The organism is Lactobacillus sp. ESL0260, assembly GCF_003692935.1.
In the GTDB taxonomy this organism is placed as follows: domain Bacteria; phylum Bacillota; class Bacilli; order Lactobacillales; family Lactobacillaceae; genus Lactobacillus; species Lactobacillus melliventris.
On record NZ_REHO01000010.1, the window covers coordinates 78,200 to 97,828 of the forward strand.

18 protein-coding genes are annotated in these 19,629 nt (G+C 36.7%); 17 read left to right on the forward strand and 1 reads right to left on the reverse strand.

Annotated elements, in window-relative coordinates; genetic code table 11:
• The first annotated feature begins 286 nt into the window (after positions 1 to 286).
• The 10 genes from ezrA (at position 287) to mreD (ending at position 12,592) form a co-directional block, all read left to right on the forward strand.
• Positions 287 to 2,002 carry a septation ring formation regulator EzrA gene (gene ezrA / locus F5ESL0260_RS04110; RefSeq protein ID WP_122025967.1) on the forward strand — a complete coding sequence of 572 codons (1,716 nt, stop codon included), beginning with the start codon at positions 287 to 289 and terminating at the stop codon, positions 2,000 to 2,002.
• A gap of 164 nt (positions 2,003 to 2,166) precedes the next feature.
• Entirely contained in the window at positions 2,167 to 3,324 is a 1,158-nt protein-coding gene (locus tag F5ESL0260_RS04115; RefSeq protein ID WP_122025968.1) for a cysteine desulfurase family protein, read from the forward strand.
• A 6-nt stretch (positions 3,325 to 3,330) separates the two neighbouring features.
• Entirely contained in the window at positions 3,331 to 4,548 is a 1,218-nt protein-coding gene (gene thiI / locus F5ESL0260_RS04120; RefSeq protein ID WP_122025969.1) for a tRNA uracil 4-sulfurtransferase ThiI, read from the forward strand.
• A gap of 268 nt (positions 4,549 to 4,816) precedes the next feature.
• On the forward strand, positions 4,817 to 7,456 hold the full coding sequence (locus tag F5ESL0260_RS04125) for a valine--tRNA ligase (RefSeq protein WP_122025970.1): 2,640 nt from the start codon (positions 4,817 to 4,819) through the stop codon (positions 7,454 to 7,456).
• Position 7,457: 1 nt separating this feature from the next.
• Positions 7,458 to 8,735 carry a folylpolyglutamate synthase/dihydrofolate synthase family protein gene (locus tag F5ESL0260_RS04130; RefSeq protein WP_122025971.1) on the forward strand — a complete coding sequence of 426 codons (1,278 nt, stop codon included), beginning with the start codon at positions 7,458 to 7,460 and terminating at the stop codon, positions 8,733 to 8,735.
• Positions 8,716 to 9,396, forward strand: coding sequence for an HAD family phosphatase (locus F5ESL0260_RS04135; RefSeq protein WP_122025972.1), 681 nt, complete (start codon positions 8,716 to 8,718; stop codon positions 9,394 to 9,396). Before F5ESL0260_RS04130 ends, F5ESL0260_RS04135 begins: the two co-directional genes overlap by 20 nt.
• 35 nt (positions 9,397 to 9,431) lie before the next feature.
• Positions 9,432 to 10,055: a JAB domain-containing protein gene (locus tag F5ESL0260_RS04140; protein WP_122025973.1), complete on the forward strand. Its 624-nt coding sequence runs from the start codon at positions 9,432 to 9,434 to the stop codon at positions 10,053 to 10,055.
• 97 nt (positions 10,056 to 10,152) lie between these two features.
• On the forward strand, positions 10,153 to 11,157 hold the full coding sequence (locus F5ESL0260_RS04145) for a rod shape-determining protein (RefSeq protein ID WP_122025974.1): 1,005 nt from the start codon (positions 10,153 to 10,155) through the stop codon (positions 11,155 to 11,157).
• A gap of 50 nt (positions 11,158 to 11,207) precedes the next feature.
• Positions 11,208 to 12,059, forward strand: coding sequence for a rod shape-determining protein MreC (gene mreC, locus F5ESL0260_RS04150; RefSeq protein WP_122025975.1), 852 nt, complete (start codon positions 11,208 to 11,210; stop codon positions 12,057 to 12,059).
• On the forward strand, positions 12,059 to 12,592 hold the full coding sequence (mreD, locus tag F5ESL0260_RS04155; RefSeq protein WP_122025976.1) for a rod shape-determining protein MreD: 534 nt from the start codon (positions 12,059 to 12,061) through the stop codon (positions 12,590 to 12,592). The genes mreC and mreD overlap by 1 nt, the downstream gene beginning before the upstream one ends.
• A 28-nt stretch (positions 12,593 to 12,620) precedes the next feature.
• Here the strand turns inward: mreD and F5ESL0260_RS04160 are convergent, their stop codons facing one another.
• Complete coding sequence (locus F5ESL0260_RS04160; RefSeq protein ID WP_084619544.1) at positions 12,621 to 12,761, reverse strand: DUF4044 domain-containing protein; 141 nt, start codon at positions 12,759 to 12,761, stop codon at positions 12,621 to 12,623.
• 94 nt (positions 12,762 to 12,855) lie between these two features.
• Between F5ESL0260_RS04160 and F5ESL0260_RS04165 the strand changes: the two genes are divergently transcribed.
• From F5ESL0260_RS04165 to murD, 7 genes are all read left to right on the forward strand, one after another.
• A complete protein-coding gene (locus F5ESL0260_RS04165) occupies positions 12,856 to 13,182 on the forward strand; it encodes a DUF3397 domain-containing protein (RefSeq protein WP_110446014.1) in 327 nt (108 codons plus the stop codon).
• A 167-nt stretch (positions 13,183 to 13,349) separates the two neighbouring features.
• Positions 13,350 to 13,781 carry a division/cell wall cluster transcriptional repressor MraZ gene (gene mraZ / locus F5ESL0260_RS04170; RefSeq protein ID WP_110446015.1) on the forward strand — a complete coding sequence of 144 codons (432 nt, stop codon included), beginning with the start codon at positions 13,350 to 13,352 and terminating at the stop codon, positions 13,779 to 13,781.
• Positions 13,782 to 13,783: 2 nt separating this feature from the next.
• A complete protein-coding gene (gene rsmH / locus F5ESL0260_RS04175; protein ID WP_122025977.1) occupies positions 13,784 to 14,731 on the forward strand; it encodes a 16S rRNA (cytosine(1402)-N(4))-methyltransferase RsmH in 948 nt (315 codons plus the stop codon).
• A 12-nt stretch (positions 14,732 to 14,743) separates the two neighbouring features.
• Entirely contained in the window at positions 14,744 to 15,106 is a 363-nt protein-coding gene (ftsL, locus tag F5ESL0260_RS04180; RefSeq protein WP_046324739.1) for a cell division protein FtsL, read from the forward strand.
• Between the two features lie 11 nt (positions 15,107 to 15,117).
• Positions 15,118 to 17,271 carry a penicillin-binding transpeptidase domain-containing protein gene (locus F5ESL0260_RS04185; protein ID WP_370448585.1) on the forward strand — a complete coding sequence of 718 codons (2,154 nt, stop codon included), beginning with the start codon at positions 15,118 to 15,120 and terminating at the stop codon, positions 17,269 to 17,271.
• Positions 17,272 to 17,277: 6 nt separating this feature from the next.
• On the forward strand, positions 17,278 to 18,240 hold the full coding sequence (gene mraY / locus F5ESL0260_RS04190; protein ID WP_122025979.1) for a phospho-N-acetylmuramoyl-pentapeptide-transferase: 963 nt from the start codon (positions 17,278 to 17,280) through the stop codon (positions 18,238 to 18,240).
• A gap of 9 nt (positions 18,241 to 18,249) precedes the next feature.
• Complete coding sequence (gene murD / locus F5ESL0260_RS04195) at positions 18,250 to 19,629, forward strand: UDP-N-acetylmuramoyl-L-alanine--D-glutamate ligase (protein WP_122025980.1); 1,380 nt, start codon at positions 18,250 to 18,252, stop codon at positions 19,627 to 19,629.

Genomic DNA, 19,629 nt, shown 5'->3' on the forward strand with positions numbered 1-19,629 from the left:
TTGCCACTTATAGCTGCAAATATTTTACACGTTCTATATTATAGTTGTATTACCTTATTAAAGCAAGGAAAATAGCAATTGCTTTAATATTTAATAATTTAACTAGAAAAAATAAAAAGGTGGTAACAACTTGTTAATACTAGTATACTGCTTTTAATTAAAGAGATATTTATAAATATCTGATCGCACGATTTTATTTAAATAACGAATTTTATTGGCTTGAAAAAACTCTTGACCACAATAATGTAGAAGTTTGGTATAATTGGGGTAGTTTTGGAGGAAAATTATGTCACCAACTCAATCCATAGTTGTAATCATTGCAATTTTAATCATCATTATAATTATAGCCGCTATGTTAATAATCAATCGCCGCCAATTAAGGCAAATTCTTGAATTAGACGATTTGATTACCAAAATTGATAAAATGCATTTAGAAACAGATATTGTCAATCTGGATAAAATGGATTTAGCCGGTGAAAGTTTGACAACATTAACTACTTGGCGTAAAAACTACGAGCAGGCATTGGCTAAAAAGATTCCTGCAGCGCAGAACTTTCTTGAACAGGCTGCTGAGCAAAATACACACTATCACTTATTTAAAGCTCATAAAAGTATTAAACAAGCCCGTGAAATCATGGATCCAACTTATAAAGATGCCAAGAACACTAAGGAAGTATTCACAGAATTACTTGAATCAAACCGTGAGAATCAAAAAAAATATAACGACTTGTTCAATGGCTTTAAAGAAATGCGTAAAGACATTCTGGCAAATTCATATGATTATGGTGCTGCTCTGGATCAGATTGAAAATGAATTGACAAATATTGAAAATGACTTTTCAGAAGCCAAGAGTTTGACTGCTCAAGGAGATCAAGTTGAAGCAAAACGTATTTTGTCAAAAATTAAAGCTGCTTTGACTAACATTAGTTCTATCCTGCCCGAAATTAGGAATGCTCGTCACCAACTCAATAAAGTTTTTCAAGATCAGTTGAGTGAATTGTCCGACAGTTATAAGAAGATGATGTCTTCTAAGTATTACATAACTCAGGTAGACGTTTTAGCTGAGATTAAAAAAATCAGAGGACAAGTAGCCGATGCAAATAATTTGCTCAAAGAACTTAAAGTGTCCGATCTCAAAGCAAAAAATGCGGAAATCCAAAAAGAAATTTCTGCTCTTTATGATATTTTAGCTAAAGAGTACAAAGCGAGACCATTTGTAGAAGAAAATCAAGATAAAATCCAGCGTCTGCTTGCACACGAACAAGTTGAATCAAAAAAACTAGTAGCAAAATTGCGCCATATTGATGAGAGTTATGAGCTTACTCACAATGAACTTGCCACTAGTAGGAAGTTGGAACAGGAAGTCAATGATATGGAGCGGCAATATACGGTCGATACCCAGAATGTTGCTGATGGTAAAGGAGTTTATTCCAAAATTAAGTCATCGTGGTTGAGAATGCTGGAACGATTGCGTGAAATTAGTGCAGAGCAAAAGAAAATGTCCCAAGACGTTGATGGTCTTTATGATTCTGAGAATGTAGCCAATGATTCAATCAACCGCTTTAAGCAGGAAGTTTCTCTAGTTTATCGCCGTTTGGAACGTAAAAAAATCCCTGGTAATCCTGATACTTTTGTGCAAATGTATACTTTGGTTGTCAACGAGATTGGTCATGTGGCAAAAGAATTGAGTCAGGTAAGACTAAACATGGAAAAGATTTCTCAGGAATTAATTCAAATTTCTGATGATGTCGAAAGGTTAAAACGAGAAGCAGATGACATTATTAATTCAGCAGATCTAGTTCAGCTAACCTTGCAATATTCTAATAAATATTCCAATAATGGTTCCATTAAAAGCGCTCAGAAAAAGGCAATGCAACTTTATGAACAGGATTATAACTATAAAGATGCTTTGGACACCATTGCAACTGCTATTGAAAAAGTTGAGCCAGGTTCATATCAACGCTTAGAAAATTTGTACTATTCTGATAAGAAAAATAGCTGATAAGAATCATAAATCTGCAGAAAAATATTTAGCTTTAAAATTAAAAAAACAATTTTAAAGCTTTTTTAGTGCTCATGAATAAATAATTGAAGCTGACAAGAATTTAAGTTACAATTTATAAGTTAATAGCTGACCATGTAGTGTTTTTGGAGGGGAGAACTTCCGTGATTTACTTTGATAACAGTGCCACGACTAAGATTGATCCTGCTGTTTTAGCCACATATGATAAAGTAGCTCAAACCATTTGGGGCAATCCATCTAGTTTACATAAATTAGGAGACCGTGCATTTCAACTTTTAGAAAGTTCACGTAAGCAAATTGCCAGTCTTTTGGGCACAAAACAGGATGAAATTTTCTTTACCTCTGGTGGAACTGAGTCAAATAACTGGGCAATAAAAGGAACCGCTTTGCAAAAACGGGAATTTGGCAAGCATCTGATTACTTCAAGCGTTGAACATGCTTCTGTTGCCAATGCTTTTAACGCTTTAGAATATATTGGCTTTCGTGTAACCCGTTTACCCGTTGATAAAGAAGGCCGTGTTAACGTAAATGATTTACGTAATGCCTTAGATTCTGATACCACTTTAGTTTCAATAATGGGCGTTAACAATGAAATTGGTACTATCCAGCCAATCGCTGAAATTAGTGATTTATTAACTAACTACCCGACTGTAAGTTTTCATGTGGATAATGTGCAAGCATTAGGTAAAAATATTTGGTCTCGTGTTTTTACCCCTCGTGTTGATTTTTCCAGTCTGTCAGCGCATAAATTTCATGCACCACGGGGTACCGGAATCCTTTATAAAAAAGAGGGCAAGATGCTTGCTCCCCTGCATGATGGTGGCGGTCAGGAAAAAGGTTTGCGTTCAGGTACTGAAAACTTACCGGCAATAGCAGGAATGGCTAAAGCAGTACGTTTGCTTTTGGAAAATGAACAGGAAAAAGCTCAACGTGAGGCTGAAATTAAAGCCAAAATAGTGAAGTATCTCCAAGATAAGCCAGGAATCACTATATTTTCACCATTGAATGATAACTTTGCCCCTCATATTTTATGTTTTGCTCTTGAAGGTATTCGAGGAGAGACTCTTGTTCATACACTCGAAGAGTATGACATTTATACTTCAACTACTTCGGCCTGTTCTTCCACTAAGACTGATCAAGCAAGCACATTGGTGGCAATGCATGTTGATGATAAAGTAGCAACAAGTGCGATTCGTCTTAGTTTTGATGAAACTAATACTCTTGCCGAGGCAGATGAATTTATTAAGGTCTTTGATAAAATTTACCATCATTTTGCCAGAATTAATCATTTAGGAGAATAATTTTTTATGAAATATACTGAAATAATGGTACGTTATGGTGAGCTGTCAACTAAAGGAAAAAATCGTAAAGATTTCATTGGCCGCTTAGCTGGTAACGTGACTAAAGTATTGCGCGATTTTCCGCAAGTCGAAATACACCCGCGGCATGACCGCATGCACATAGTTTTAAATGATGCACCTTTTGCAGAAGTTGATAAACGTTTAAAAAGGGTTTTTGGTATTCAAACTTATTCACCAACTATCAAAGTTGAAAAAACTTTGGCAAAAATTGAAGAAACTGCTCTAGCTTTAATGAAAGAAACTTTTAAAAAGGGTATGACTTTTAAAGTCAACACTAAACGCAGTGATCACCAATTTTTATATGATACCAATGAGTTGAATAAAATGGTGGGTGACTATCTCTTTGCCAATATGGAGAATTTAAAGGTAGAAATGAAACACCCTGATATTGTTCTGAGAATTGAAGTACGCAAGGATGCTGTCTATATTTCTAATCAGTTACTTCACGGTGCAGGTGGAATGCCAGTTGGAACTGGCGGACGTGCTGTTATGATGTTATCTGGCGGAATTGATTCACCAGTAGCTTCCTATTTGGCTCTAAAGCGTGGTGTCGATATTGAAATGGTTCATTTTTACAGTCCGCCATATACTACTGAAAAAGCGCTAAATAAGGCTAAAGAATTAACAGGTATCTTGGCTAATTATGCAGGGAAGATCAATTTTATTGCGGTGCCATTTGCGGAAATTCAAGAAACTATCAAAGAAAAAATTCCTGAAGGCTATTTAATGACTGTACAAAGAAGATTCATGTTGCAGTTAGCAGATAAAATTAGAGCTAAAAGAAGAGGACTGGCTATTTTTAACGGTGAATCCGTTGGTCAGGTGGCTTCGCAAACTTTGGAATCAATGGCTGCAATTAATGATGTGACGACCACACCGGTTGTCAGGCCAGTTGCCACGATGGATAAAACTGAAATTATTAATTTGGCTGAAAAAATTGGTACTTTTGATTTGTCTATCCAACCATTTGAAGATTGTTGCACTATCTTCGCACCGCCTCGTCCCAAAACTAAACCCAAAATCGATAAAGCACGGGAATTTGAAAATCGTTTGGATGTTGAAGGATTAATTGACCGCGCTCTAGCTGGTATACAAGTAACTTCAATTTACCCTAATGATAAGTTTTTAGCAGATAAAGCGGCAGAAGATGCTGCACTACTGTAAAAAACGTGTTATAATACGCCCAAAGCAATAATTGAGAGGTATTAACTTTATAGATAGAGAAAGGCTGATGATGGTGAAAGGCCGAATGAAGGTTAATTGGTAGCTCAATTGGACTGATTGGCTGAACTAACAGTAGGCTGATCCGGCAAATTCGCCGTTATCATTTTTAAGAGAGGCAGAATTTATTCTGCTTAACTTTAGGTGGTACCGCGGTTAATCACATCGTCCTAGACATTTTGTCTAGGACTTTTTTATTGGGAGGAGAACTATGACAGATTTAGCACCAAAATATGACCCACGCGAGGTTGAACAGGGTAGATATCAAAAATGGCTCGATCAAGATTTATTTAAGCCATCTGGAGATAAAAAAGCACATCCGTATGCTATTGTTATTCCGCCGCCAAATGTTACTGGTAAGCTTCATTTAGGTCATGCCTGGGATACAGCAATTCAGGATACGTTAATTAGATTTAAAAGAATGCAGGGTTATGATACTTTGTATCTTCCGGGAATGGATCATGCTGGAATTGCAACTCAGGCTAAAGTTGAGGCTAAATTACGCAAACAGGGTAAAGATCGTCATGAAATGGGCCGTGAAGCTTTTGTTAAACAAGTTTGGGACTGGAAAGATGAATACGCTGCTATTATCAAGAGCCAGTGGGCAAAATTGGGTCTGTCACTAGATTATTCACGTGAAAGATTTACATTGGATAAGGGCTTGTCAAAAGCAGTTCGCCGCGTCTTTGTCCAACTTTATAATGAAGGATTAATTTATCGTGGTGAATACATTATTAATTGGGACCCCGAATTGCAGACTGCTTTAAGTGATATCGAGGTTATTCACCAAGACGATAAAGGCGCTTTTTATCATATTAAATATCCATTTGCTGACGGTTCCGGCTTTGTTGAAATTGCAACTACTCGTCCTGAAACTATGTTTGGTGATACTGCTGTTGCTGTGGCACCAGGGGATGAACGCTATAAAGATCTTGTCGGCAAAGAATTAATTTTACCGCTAGTGGGACGTCACATTCCAATTATTGAAGATCAACATGTTGATCCAGAATTTGGTACTGGTTTAGTAAAGATTACTCCGGCTCACGATCCTAATGACTTCTTGGTTGGTAATCGTCATGACTTAAAACGGATTAACGTCATGAATGACGATGGCACTATGAATGAAAATGCTGGTAAGTATGAAGGCATGGATCGCTTTGCATGCCGTGAAGCATTAGTTAAAGATTTAAAGGAGCAAGGCTACCTAATTAAAGTTAAGCCGATTGTCCACTCTGTTGGACACTCAGAGCGTTCTGGCGTTCAAGTTGAGCCTCGTCTATCAACGCAATGGTTTGTTAAGATGAAACCACTTGCCGACAAAGTTTTAGAAAATCAGAAAACTGCGGGTAAGGTTAATTTTGTACCAAAAAGATTTGAACAAACTTTAGATCACTGGATGGAAGATGTTCATGACTGGGTAATTTCGCGCCAATTATGGTGGGGACACCGAATTCCAGCTTGGTACAATAAAAAGACTGGTGAAATGTATGTTGGCGAAGAAGCGCCAAAGGACATTGAAAACTGGAAACAGGATCCTGATGTATTAGATACTTGGTTCTCCAGTGCTTTGTGGCCATTTTCAACTTTAGGCTGGCCTGATGAAAATTCTGCTGATTTTAAGCGTTACTTCCCAACTAATGCCTTAGTTACCGGTTACGATATTATCTTTTTCTGGGTCTCACGGATGATTTTCCAGAGTTTGCATTTTACTCATGAAAGACCATTTAATGATGTGGTACTTCATGGCTTGATTCGTGATGAACAAGGACGTAAAATGAGCAAATCACTGGGTAACGGAGTAGATCCTATGGATGTCATTGACCAGTATGGTGCTGATGCTTTACGCTGGTTCTTGCTCAATGGTACAGCTCCTGGCCAAGACACACGTTATAATCCAAAGCAACTGGCATCTGCATGGAACTTTATCAATAAGATTTGGAATGCTGCTAGATTCGTAATTATGAATTTACCAGAAGATGCACAACCTGCTCATATGCCAGATACAGCTAAATTTGATTTAGCAGATGGTTGGATTTTTGACCGCCTAAATCATACCGTTAGTGAAGTTATTCGGTTATTTGATGACTATCAATTTGGTGAAGCTGGTCGTGAATTATACAACTTCATTTGGAACGACTTCTGCGATTGGTATATCGAAATGGCCAAAGTAGCTTTGAATGGTAATGATGAAGAATTAAAAGCAAGAAAACAAGATAATTTAATTTGGATTCTTGACCAAATCTTGCGTTTATTGCACCCAATTATGCCATTTGTAACGGAAAAACTTTGGCTCTCCATGCCACACGATGGTGAATCAATTATGGTTGCCAAATATCCTGAACCACATGCTGAGTTTGAAAATGAACCAGCTCGTCGTGACATGGCTTTCTTAATCGAAATCATTAAGGCAGTACGTAATATTCGTATGGAAGTAAATGCTCCGTTGTCTTCTTCAATTGACATTATGATTCAATTAGAAGACGCAAAGAATGAAAGAATTTTAACTGACAATGAAGATTACGTTAAGAACTTTTTGCATCCAAAAGAATTAACTATTTCAACTCAAATTGCTGCACCAAAACTTGCTAAGACTGCCGTGATTTCAGGTGCACAGATCTTTGTGCCGTTAGCTGATTTAGTCAATATTGAAGACGAGATCAAGCGCATGACCAAAGAAGAAAAAGATCTGCAAGCTGAAGTTGAGCGCTCAACTAAGAAACTAAGTAATCAAGGCTTTGTCGCACATGCTCCTGAAGCTGTGATAAATAAAGAAAAAGCGAAAAAAGCTGATTACGAAAATCAACTTCAAAGCGTTCAGGAAAGAATTCAAGAATTAAAGAAGAGTGAATAACGTGACTTTTACCAAAGCTCAAGATGTGATTAATTATTTATATTCACTTCCTAAATTACATGAAAAAGCAGATTTAACATATATTAAGACAATTTTGGCTATATTAGGTAATCCGCAAGATCAGATAAAAACAATCCATGTTACGGGCACGAATGGTAAAGGCTCAACATCTTACTATTTAAGTAATTTGTTGCAAAAGGCTGGTCAAAGGACTGGCCTTTTTGTTTCGCCCTATGTTTTTGAATTTAACGAGCGGATTCAGCTAAATGGTCAAAATATCAGTAACCAAAATTTGGTTGGAGTAGCTAATAAAATAGAGTCAGTTTTGACAAAAATTCGTAAAAACAATCCTGCTTTTTCATTAGTGACGTTTGAATATGAAGTAGTATTGGCATTTCTTTATTTTGCCCAGGAAAAATGTGACTATGCTGTGATTGAAGTTGGCATAGGTGGTGAGCATGATAAAACTAATGTTATTACACCTGAAGTCAGTGTGATTACTACAGTTGGACTAGATCATGAGCAAGTTATCGGACCAACTCTAGCAGATATTGCCCGTGAAAAAAGTGGCATAATAAAGGAAAATCGGCCAGTTGTTTTAGGTAATATTCCAAAAGAGGTGTTGCCTATTATTCAGCGAAAGGCTCAAAAAGAAAATGCTCTGGTTAAAAAGCTTGGATCCGACTTTAATGTTTTACTTCAAGAAAATTTGGAGTATCAAGATCAAATACAAAACATTTCTTTTTTACCCAGGCCGCTAGTTGAAGGTTATGATATTGGTATCGCTGTTCAAGCCTTTAGCTTATTAAATCTGTCACTTTCTGCTTCAGAGATAGAAGATACAATAAATCAAACAACTGTGCCTGGACGTTATCAAATCTTGCAAAGTAATCCTTTAATTATCCTTGATGGTGCACATAATATTCAGGCAATGCAAAATCTGCTAAATTTTGCTCACTTTAAGCAGGAAAAAAAGCAAGGCAAAATTAGAGTATTAATTATGATGATGAAAGATAAGGATATTGAGCAAGTTTTTAAATTGTTTAAACCAGCAGATGAAGTTCATTTAACTACAATTGACTATCCGCGTGCAGCTAAAAAAGAAGACTATCCGGTTTGGATTCAAAAAAAATATCAGTATCACGCTGACTGGCGAACTTCTTATCAAGATTTAAAGCATAAGAGTCAAACAAATGATATACTGCTAGTAACAGGATCATTTTACTTAGTTGGGGATATTTTACAAATGGAGATAAAAGATGCGCGTTCAAGGCATTAAGGATGATATCACAGGCATTTTGTTTGATATGGATGGCTTGTTGGTAAATTCCGAAAATTTATACTGGGAAGCCAATATTCAGGCTGCTAAGGAGGCAAATCTAGGTACGCCCGATGATATTTATCTTAAATTAGTTGGCTCGACAACAACTGATATGAACGATTTTTACCTGCAATATTTTAAGAATAAAGAACAACGTGACCAATTTATTAAACGTACTGATGAACTAGTATGGCAGTGGACTGAACAAGGTAAATTAAAGTTAAGACCGGGGGTGCAAAAAGCTCTTGATCACTTTCAGTCTGCCGGGTTGCCTATGGCTGTGGTAACCAGCAATTCTGAAAATGTGGTAGAGCATAATTTATGGGCCACAGGTACGCGTAACTATTTTCAATTTCACTTAAATTATGACGATGTCAAAAATAATAATGTCAAGCCTAAACCTGCACCAGATATTTATCTTTTGGCAACCCAAAAATTACATGTTGCCCAAAATAATATCTTAGCGTTCGAAGATTCTTCTCCTGGATTGCTAGCCGCTGTTAAAGCCGGCTTGAAATGTGTGATGGTGCCTGATTTAATTCCAGCTACTGCCGAAGATCATCAGAATGCGGTTTATGTTTGTCAGGACTTCTGTGAATTTTTACAAAAAGTTAGTTAGTTTTGGCGTATATAAATAGTGAAAGGAATGATTTTATGGAATTAATAAGGTCTCATCACTATTTAATTAAAACCGACTGGGAAATGCTGAACAGCTTTTTTGGAGAATTGAAAGAACATGGAATTAAAAATTTTGATGAACTTCTTGTTAAGTTGGAAGAATTAAAAATTAGAAATGCCAATGATCTGCTTAAATATATTTCTGGTGGTCAATGCTGTGACAGCCTGGCGCTTTTGAGCGAAGGATTGCTCGAAAGATTGCGCTCAGCAGTATCAGACCGGGAACTTATTATGACTTCAAGCGACGAAGTAGGTACTTATCTATTAGATAAATTTGCAGGACATAAGCAAGAAGAACTATGGGCAATCTACATAGATAACAGTAATCATATAATTGCTGAAAAGAAGTTGTTTCAAGGTACTTTGGATAAGTCAATTGCGCATCCGCGGGAAATTTTCCGTTGGGCAGTTGTTTATGCCTGTGCCGGCTTCTTTGTGGTGCATAATCACCCTAGCGGTAATTTGTTACCTTCAAAAAGTGATATTGAACTCACTGAGATGATTCATGAAGCAGCAAAACTATTTCGGATTGAATTTCTTGATCATTTTATTGTTGGTAAAGGAAATTACTTTAGTTTCTGTGAACGACAATTATTTTAAAATCATCTTAAAGTTACGTTCCATTTTCTTTTTTAAGTTGCACTTTATGCTATAATTATTCAAGATTTAGAGACTGCGATAATAAGGAGAGATTTACGTGTTTGGATTAGGAGCAAAAAATATTGGCATTGACTTAGGAACTGCCAATACTCTTGTTTATATGGAAGGTAAAGGGATTGTTTTAAGAGAGCCTTCTGTGGTGGCAAAAAACACCCATACCGGTAAGGTAATTGCGGTAGGCTCAGAAGCAAGAGAAATGATTGGCAGAACACCAGAAAGTATAGTGGCTATTAGGCCAATGAAAGATGGTGTAATTGCTGATTATGATACAACTGCCTCAATGCTTAAGTATTTTATCGAAAAGACTGTTGGCAATTCCAAACCTTCAGCTATGATTTGTGTACCTTCTGGTGTAACTGAAGTTGAAAAGCGGGCAGTGATTGATGCTGCCCGTGTAGCTGGAGCACGTGAAGCTTTTGTAATAGAAGAACCATTTGCAGCTGCTATTGGAGCAGGATTGCCAGTAATGGATCCTACTGGCTCAATGGTTGTAGATATTGGTGGTGGAACTACCGATGTTGCCACTATTTCTTTAGGTGGAATAGTTTCTTCTACCTCAATCCGCCAAGCCGGTGATAAGTTCAATACGGCAATTGTGAATTATGTTCACTCTAATTTTAATCTGCTAATTGGTGAGAGAACTGCTGAAGATATTAAAATTCAGATTGGTTCTGCTTCAGTTGAAAAGGCTGAAGATATTGAAGCAGTCAATATTCGTGGCCGTGATTTAGTTACTGGTTTACCAAAATCAGTTGATGTAAAAGCAGTCGATGTTGCTCATGCTATTCAAGACGTTGTTCAGGACATTATCGTTGCAATTAAGGAAACGCTTGAACAAACCTCTCCTGAAATAGCAGCGGACGTCATTGATCACGGCATTGTATTGACAGGCGGTGGAGCTTTACTTAAAAACTTACCTGAGGTTATTTCCGAAGCTACTAAAGTGCCAGTATTTATAGCCCAAGATCCATTAGATTGTGTTGCAGTTGGTACAGGTGAGTCTCTGAAAAATATTGAAGTAATGCGCAAAAATCGCAGATAATACTAAAAGTCGGCTGTTTTCGCCGGCTTTTCTTTAGGGACTGTTTCCAAATGAAGAAATTTCTACAAAACAAAAAATTATTATCGGCATGTATAGCAGTTATTTTGGCTTTTACTGTTATAGGAGGCAGTGTCAGCTTGCGTAATAGACGTGATACTCCTTTGATTATCCAGAGTTTTGGCAATGATGTGGTTGCAGTGGGATCAAGAATAATTGATTTTCCACTTAGTTTTGTTTCTGGTAGTTTAAATAATGTTCACGATTTGCTAAATACTCAAGATGAAAATAACTATCTCAAGAGCAAAGTTACTGACTTGGAACAAACAAAAGCTCGTAATTCTAGCCTGGAAGCTGAAAACAAACAACTTAAATCTGCATTAAAAGTAAAAAATACGCTTACTGACTATAATATTATTCAAGCATCTGTCATTTCCCGTTCACCGGACAGTTGGACAGACCTGTTGGTTATTAATAAGGGATCTACATCTGGCTTGCGTAAAAATATGGCGGTAATGTCCGGTGGAGGTATTATTGGTCGCCTAATAGAGGTCAATGCCGCTACTGCAAAAGTTGAATTAATAACAACTAGTGATAAATCAGCCAATCGTTTTGCAGTTGAAGCACAAGCCGTTAACGGAAAGAAAGTTCATGGAATTATTACGGTAATAGGTAACAAGACACTTGCATTTACTCAGGCGGTCGACAGTAAAAAACTAAAGCGTGGTGCAAAAATTTACACTAGTGGATTGGGTGGTAATTCACCGAAAGGATTATTGGTAGGGACGATTTCTACTACAACCCATGATACATTTGGCTTATCTGATTTAATTAAAATTAATCCAGCAGGTGAATTAAATGATCCTTCTGTAGTTTCGGTTATTAAAAGGAAAGTGAACGACTAATGAAGTCTCTGCGAAAATTTAGTCTTGTTTTAGCTTTATATATTGCTTTAGCAATCAGTGGCAGTTTGTCTTTATTCTTTCACCGGTTCTTTTTAATTGGTAATGCTACAAATTTATTGGTACCTGTTAGCATGATGTTAATAGCACTTTTTGATGATACTAATCACAAAGAGATTTGGTTAGCTTTTGGTACTGGTGTAGTAAGTGATATTTATTTTTTTGGTATTATCGGTGTTTATGCCATTAGTTTACCTATAATTTGCTGGCTGTTACAAAAAGCTGCCAGATTTTTACCAGAAGTTTTTTGGGCACGAATTTTAACGATTTTAATCGCTTCTATTCTGATTGAGGGCTATACTTGGCTTATTATGAATATGACAGGTCTGACGAGTATTAGTTCAATGAAATTGTTAAAAAGTATTTTGCCAACCTTATGCTGGACATTTATTTTCGCTTCCGTTACTTATAAATTATGGTGGAATTTAGCTGTTAACTATCCCTTTATGGTAAATTTAGATAATTATCAACAATAAAAAACGTGAGACAATGATCTCACGCTTTTTATTCGAAAAAGCCAAAGCTAGATAATGCACCAACAACTTGCATTACTACAGCAGCTAAAGTTATTATTGCCATTAGCCAGGCCATGGCAATTGTTAGCTTTTGAAATTTAGATCTCTTTTTCTTATGTCTTCTCGTCATTGATAGACCTCCCTGTTTGAACAATATTTTATGCTACTTAAAAGTTTTTTTCAATCAGAGAGTAAGATAAAATAGATAATAGAGGATATAGCCAATGTTTTTAATTTTTTTGATACCTATTGTTGGTCTTGCTTTAGCTTTTCTTATTAATAAGATGTTTCCCAAGGCTCAATTTCGCGGATACGATTTATTACCATTCTTTTTTATATACGCATGTCACTTGATTACCCTGAAGCAGAAAAGGCCTGAGTTTTTGCCTTATGGTTTTTTTGTCTTCTTCATTTTAGTTATAATAATTGCTATAACTGAAGCAATTAAAAATAAGAATCTGTCCATAAGTAAAACTTTCCGCAAAATATGGGACTATTTAACTGTTAATACTATTTTTTGGTATTTAGGATTATTATTTTTAATGATATAGTCAAACTTTTTGAGTAAAAAAATTTGTTTTTTAAGATAAACGCAAACCTGTAATGGTCTGCGTTTTTTACTTTTCGGATCATAAAAAAGAAATGTTAAACTTTATAACTAAAAAGTGGTAGGAAGTGGTGAATTGTGGTAAATTATTTAGTGGAAGGGGGCAATGTCATGTTCATGGGTGAATATCATCACAATCTCGACAGTAAAGGGCGTTTAATAATACCTGCCCGTTTGCGTAGTCAGATTGGAGAAAAAATGATATTTACTCGTGGAATGGAAGGTTGCATTTTTGGCTATACCACTGAGGCATGGCAAGAAATTGAAGCCAAACTAGCCCACCTTCCTTTGACTAAGAGGAATGCACGCAGTTTTACGCGTTTATTTTATTCTGGTGCAATGGAATGCGAATTTGATAAGCAAGGGCGTGTGAATCTGACCACAACGTTGAAGAAGCACGCTTGCCTTGTTAAAGAATGTGTCATTATAGGAGTTTCTGATCGAATTGAGATTTGGTCAAAGGAACGTTGGGAAAAATTTAGTGATGAAGCCAACGAGAACTATGATGATATCGCAGAAAATTTAGATGATTTGGAACTATAAACATGGAATTCAAACACACCAGTGTACTCTTACATCAAACAATCGAAAATTTAAACCCAAAAAATGGTGGTCTTTATGTGGACGCAACTTTTGGCGGCGGCGGTCATGCAAAATACTTACTGAGCAAACTTGCTAGTGGTACAGTGATTGGTTTTGATCAAGATGAATATGCAATAAATTCGGCCAGGTTAAACTTTGCCGATTTACTTAAATCTGAAGCAGACCCTAAATTACAATTAGTACACGACAACTTTAGTCATTTAAAAATTAACTTAGTTAAGCTGGGTTATCAAAATGGCATTGACGGTATCTATTATGACTTGGGCGTTTCCTCTCCCCAATTTGATCAGGCAAAAAGAGGTTTTTCTTACCGCTTCGATGCCAGATTGGATATGAGAATGGATCAGGATCAAAGTCTCGATGCTTATCAATTAGTTAATGACTCAAGTCAAAAGGAACTGGCTAATATTTTGTATAAATTTGGCGGAGAAAAGTATTCTCGCCAGATCGCTCATAAAATTGTCCTTAAAAGACAAAAAAAGCCAATTGCGACAACCTTTGAACTGGTTGATGTTATTAAGGAAGCAATTCCTGCGTTTGCAAGAAGGACTGGAGGGCATCCAGCAAAAAAGACTTTTCAGGCTTTGCGTGTTGCTGTAAACCACGAGCTTGATGCTTTAAGTACATCACTTGAGGAAGCGATCAAACTACTCAAACCGGGCGGTCGCATTAGTGTGATTACTTTTCAGTCTGATGAAGACAAAATTGTAAAAAATATTTTAAAAAAATACTCCGATGTTGAGGTACCTAGGGGAATGCCTGCTATTCCCGATGACTTGAAGCCAACGCTTCGATTAGTAAATCGTAAGCCCATTGTTGCTTCAGCTGAAGAGCTTAAAAATAACAATCGCTCACACAGTGCCAAGTTGCGGGTTGCAGAAAAATTGTAAAGAGGAAAAACAATGGCTGATAATTTAGCAAGAAAAATAGAGTTTAATCCTAATGAGCAAAGAGATCCAGAGAAGAGACAACGTCAAGTTCTCAATCATCACAACGTTGCTTGGACCGGCTTCGAAAAGTCCTTGCTTATATTGGGAACAATGATCACAATTGGCTTAATGACAATGCTCGTTTCTTCTAGTATTTCTGCTACTTCAGCTCAACATGAACTTACTAGTTTGCAGCGCTCGGTTGCAAAAGAGCAAAGTCAAGTTGGAGATTTGCATCAAGAATTAGGTGAGTTGACCTCAAGCTCAAGAATGAATAAAATTGCTCGCAGCAAGGGGTTGGCTTTGAATGAAAAAAATATTAGGACTATACGCTAATGAATAAGCACATTAGTAAAAGAAATAACTTAAATTCCAAAGCCCACGGATACCGTTTTACAGTCGGGAGATTTCTCGAGGTAGCTGTTGCTTTGGTTTTTCTTGTATTTATAGGCAGATTTTTATATCTTGGAATCTCAAAAACCGTTAATGGACAAGATTTAACCGCTAAGACCGAACAATTGTATATGCGTAATCAAGTGTTGAAAGCCAATCGGGGAAATATTTATGACCGGAATGGTTTAGCTGTAGCGCAGGATTCCCATTTGTATACAATTTATGCCATTCTAGATAAATCATCCATTAATTATAAAAATAAGCCAGAATATGTTGTTAACAAAAGTAAAACTGCTGAAAAGTTAGCACAAGTTTTACCTCTTAAAGCAAATAAAATTTTAAAGTATCTTAATCCTTCGCAGCCGGTTTTTCAGGTACAATTTGGTACTGCAGGTTCTAATTTGACCAAAAAGCAAAAAGACCGAATTGAAAAAATGAATTTGCCGGGAATTAAATTTTTTGAAACTCAGTCACGGTTATACCCAAATGGTAATTTTGCAGCTCACATAATTGGTCTGGCTACACCAGTTTATGATAAAAAAACCAGGCAACAAAATTTAGAGGGTACCATGGGACTGGAAGCTTGGTATGACGACGCTCTTACCGGAAAAAACGGCTATCAGGTTTCAGCTGTTGATGCCTCAAATTTCCAGACGCCAAATAGTACCCATACTTATAAAGCCCCTGTAGACGGTAATAATATATATCTAACTATTGACTCGCAGTTGCAGGAATGCCTTGAAAGCAGGTTATCTTATGTTCAAGATACCTTTAATCCCGTTTCTATGACAGCCGTAGTTGAAGATATAAAGACGGGAAAAGTGTTAGCTGCTTCACAAAGACCAAGCTTCAACCCGCAGACCAAAAAGGGACTTAAAAATTCTTATCGCAATATTTTGGTGCAAGATACATATGAACCTGGATCAGTTTTTAAAGTCCTGACATTGTCCTCTGCCGTCAATAGTGGTAACTATCATCCAAATCAATATTATAATTCAGGATCAGTTTCTGTGAATGGCTCAGTAATTCACGATTGGAAGCCGCGTGGCTGGGGAAGCATCCCTTTTTCACAAGCATTTCCACGGTCAAGCAATACCGGATTTGTTCATATTGAGCAGCAGATGGGTGCTAAGACTTGGAAAAAGTATTTAAGAAAATTCCACATTGGTCAGAAAACTGGCGTAACGCTCCCAGGTGAACAACCAGGATTGATCGCGTTTAATTCACCTATTGATCAGGCTGTCACTAGTTTTGGACAGGGTGTTGATGTGAACGTCATGCAAATGATGCAAGCTTTTAGCAGCTTGGCGAATAATGGTCAAATGGTAAAACCCCAATTTGTTGAAAAAATTACGGATGCAGATGATCACATAATAACAGGTTATCAAATAAAACAAGTTGGCAGGCCAGTTTATACTAAAGAAACAGCAAACATAGTTCTTGGAAACATGCGACAAGTTTTAAATAAAAGAATTGGTACGGGAGCTGCATACCAGATGAAGAATCAAAATATTGCTGTTAAAACGGGAACAGCTCAAATTGCTAATCTTAAAGGTGGTGGCTATCTTAAGGGTAACAATAATTACATCTTTTCCGTAGTTGGTGTTACACCAGCTAAGCATCCACGTTATTGCATTTATATCACTGTCAAGCAGCCTCAAAGAATGAGTAAACCGGCTGAAGTAATTCTTTCTTCAATTTTTAAACCTGTAATGAATAGAACAATTCTTATGTCTAAAAATGGCTTAAGCAGTTCAACCATGATTAAAATACCTGATTTAGCAGGGCAAAATTATAAGGAAGCTGAAGCAATTGCTCAACAGGTTGGTTTCAGACTTGTCAGGATTGGTTCAGGTGATAAAATAACCAAGCAGTCTTATCAGGTAGGTCAAAAAAAGCAGTCTGGTAAATTAATGCTGGTGCGGACTGCTGGCATTATAAAGTGTCCTAATATGAAAGGCTGGACAAATGATGAGCTGCAGCAGTTTGCAGATTTGACTGGAGCTAAATTAAGCATTAAGGGTACAGGTGCAGTATCTAAGCAAAGTATAACTGTTGGTGAAACTGTCAAATCCGGGACAAAAATAAAAATACAATTAAAGGAGTAGCATTTTATGCTGATCATAAGCATTATTGCATTAGTAAGTTCGTTGGCGTTAACTGGGATTATTTTACCCTGGATGATTATTTTCATGAGGTCACACCATGAAGGACAGGAAATTCGTGATGAAGGTCCTAAATGGCATGAAAAGAAGTCTGGTACACCTACAATGGGTGGTGTGGTTTTTGTTTTAGCAGCCACAGTTTCTACAATCTGGGTTTGTGTATGGCAACACGAAGTCACAAAAATGATGTGGATTTTATTAATCAGTTTGCTAGGCTATGGTATTATAGGCTTCTTAGATGATAGTATAAAATTGTTTTACAAACGTAACTTGGGTCTTCGTGCATGGCAAAAATTTTCTTTACAAATTTTGGTTGCTATTCTAATTATTATTATCGCGGCAACGGATCATTTTCAATTTAAACTTTTCCTACCGTTTTTTGGTGTAGTTAATAGTGTTGTTTTATTCACAATTTTTGTAATTTTCTGGTTGGTAGGTTATTCCAACGCAGTTAATCTGTCAGATGGTTTAGATGGTCTAGCAACTGGGCTGGCAATTATTGCTTATGCCACTTACTCTTATATTGCACTTAAGCAAAAAAACTTTGCCGTTTTAATTTTTTGTATGAGTGTCATAGGTGGCTTAATTTCATTTTTTATTTTTAATCATAAGCCTGCTAAAATTTTTATGGGTGATGCTGGATCTCTGGCTTTGGGAGGAGGACTGGCCGCTGTCAGTATCTTTTTAAATAGACCCTGGTCACTTTTGTTAGTAGGAATTGTATTTGTATGTGAAACAGCGAGCGTGATTTTGCAGGTTATCTCTTTTCAAACAACTGGTAAACGGATTTTCAAAATGACACCAATACATCATCATTTTGAAATGCTGGGCTACTCTGAATGGAAAGTAGACATTATTTTCTGGATTGTTGGCTTACTGGGAAGTATCTTGTATTTAGTAATATGGGGATAAAATAGTTCAATGAGGCAAGTTAAGACTTATCAAGGTAAAAATATTTTAGTTTTAGGCCTCGGCAAAAGTGGTTTTGCAGTAAGTAAATTACTGCTTGAACTTGGTGCAAAGCTAACTTTAAACGACAAGGCTGATTTAAGTAAAAATCAAAAAGCACAGGAATTGGAAAAACTGGGCGTGCGAATAATAGGTGGCAGACATCCAGTAGAATTATTACACCAAGAATCTTTTGCTTATTTAGTAAAAAATCCGGGGATTCCTTATGAAAACCCAATGGTGCAAGAGGCAATAAAATTAAATTTGCCAATTATTACCGAACCTGAAATTGCATTGAGCGTTAGTGAAGCCCCGTATATTTGTGTTACAGGTTCAAATGGTAAAACTACTACGGTAATGCTAACACAGAAAATTCTGGAGCATTCGCTGGCTAAAAAGGGTCATCATGCGTATGCAGTTGGTAACATTGGTGTTCCAATTTCTGAAGTAGTGAAAAAAGCTACCAAAGATGATATCTTGGTTTGCGAAACTTCCAGTTTTCAACTGCTTGGTGTAACAGATATTGATCCTAAAGTAGCTGCGATTATTGATATTTATCACAATGTCCATTTAGATTATCACAAGACTTTTGCTAATTATGTTAATGCCAAACTAAACGTTACCAGGACGCAAACTTCAGATCATTATTTTTTAGCTAACTTAGATCAAAAAAATATTTTTGAAGAAGAAAAGAAAGTTACAAAAGCAAAACTAATAACCTTTTCCGAAAATGATCGAACTGCCGACTATTTTATTGCTGATGGCTATTTACAGAATCAACATGAAAAAATCATTAAGACCGCCGACATGAAATTACCCGGTATCCATAACCAGCAGAATGCGTTAGTTGCTAGCGCAATTGCACAGATTATGGGAGCAGCTATCAGCGATATCCAGGCAGTATTAACTAGTTTTACTGGGGCAAAGCATCGCTTGCAATATGTTATGACCTTGGAAGGCCGCAAAATCTATAATGACTCCAAATCGACAAATATAGAGGCGGCTTCAGTTGCTATTCCCTCTTTTGAAGATCCTGAAGTCTGGATCGCTGGTGGGTTAGATCGCGGTTTTACTTTTGATTCCTTGGTCCCACTTTTAAAAAAACATGTTAAAGCCGTGGTTTTATATGGCGAAACTCGTTATTTACTGGCTGATGCAGCTCGTAAAGCTGGCATTAAAAACATTGTCATTGAAAATACATTACAAGAAGCAGTACCAAGAGCATATGAATTAACAAATTCTGGTGATGTATTGTTATTTTCACCAGCTTGTGCGTCATGGGATCAATTTCGAACCTTTGAAGAACGTGGAGACTATTTTGTTAACTTTATAAAGGAATTGAAGACTAAATAA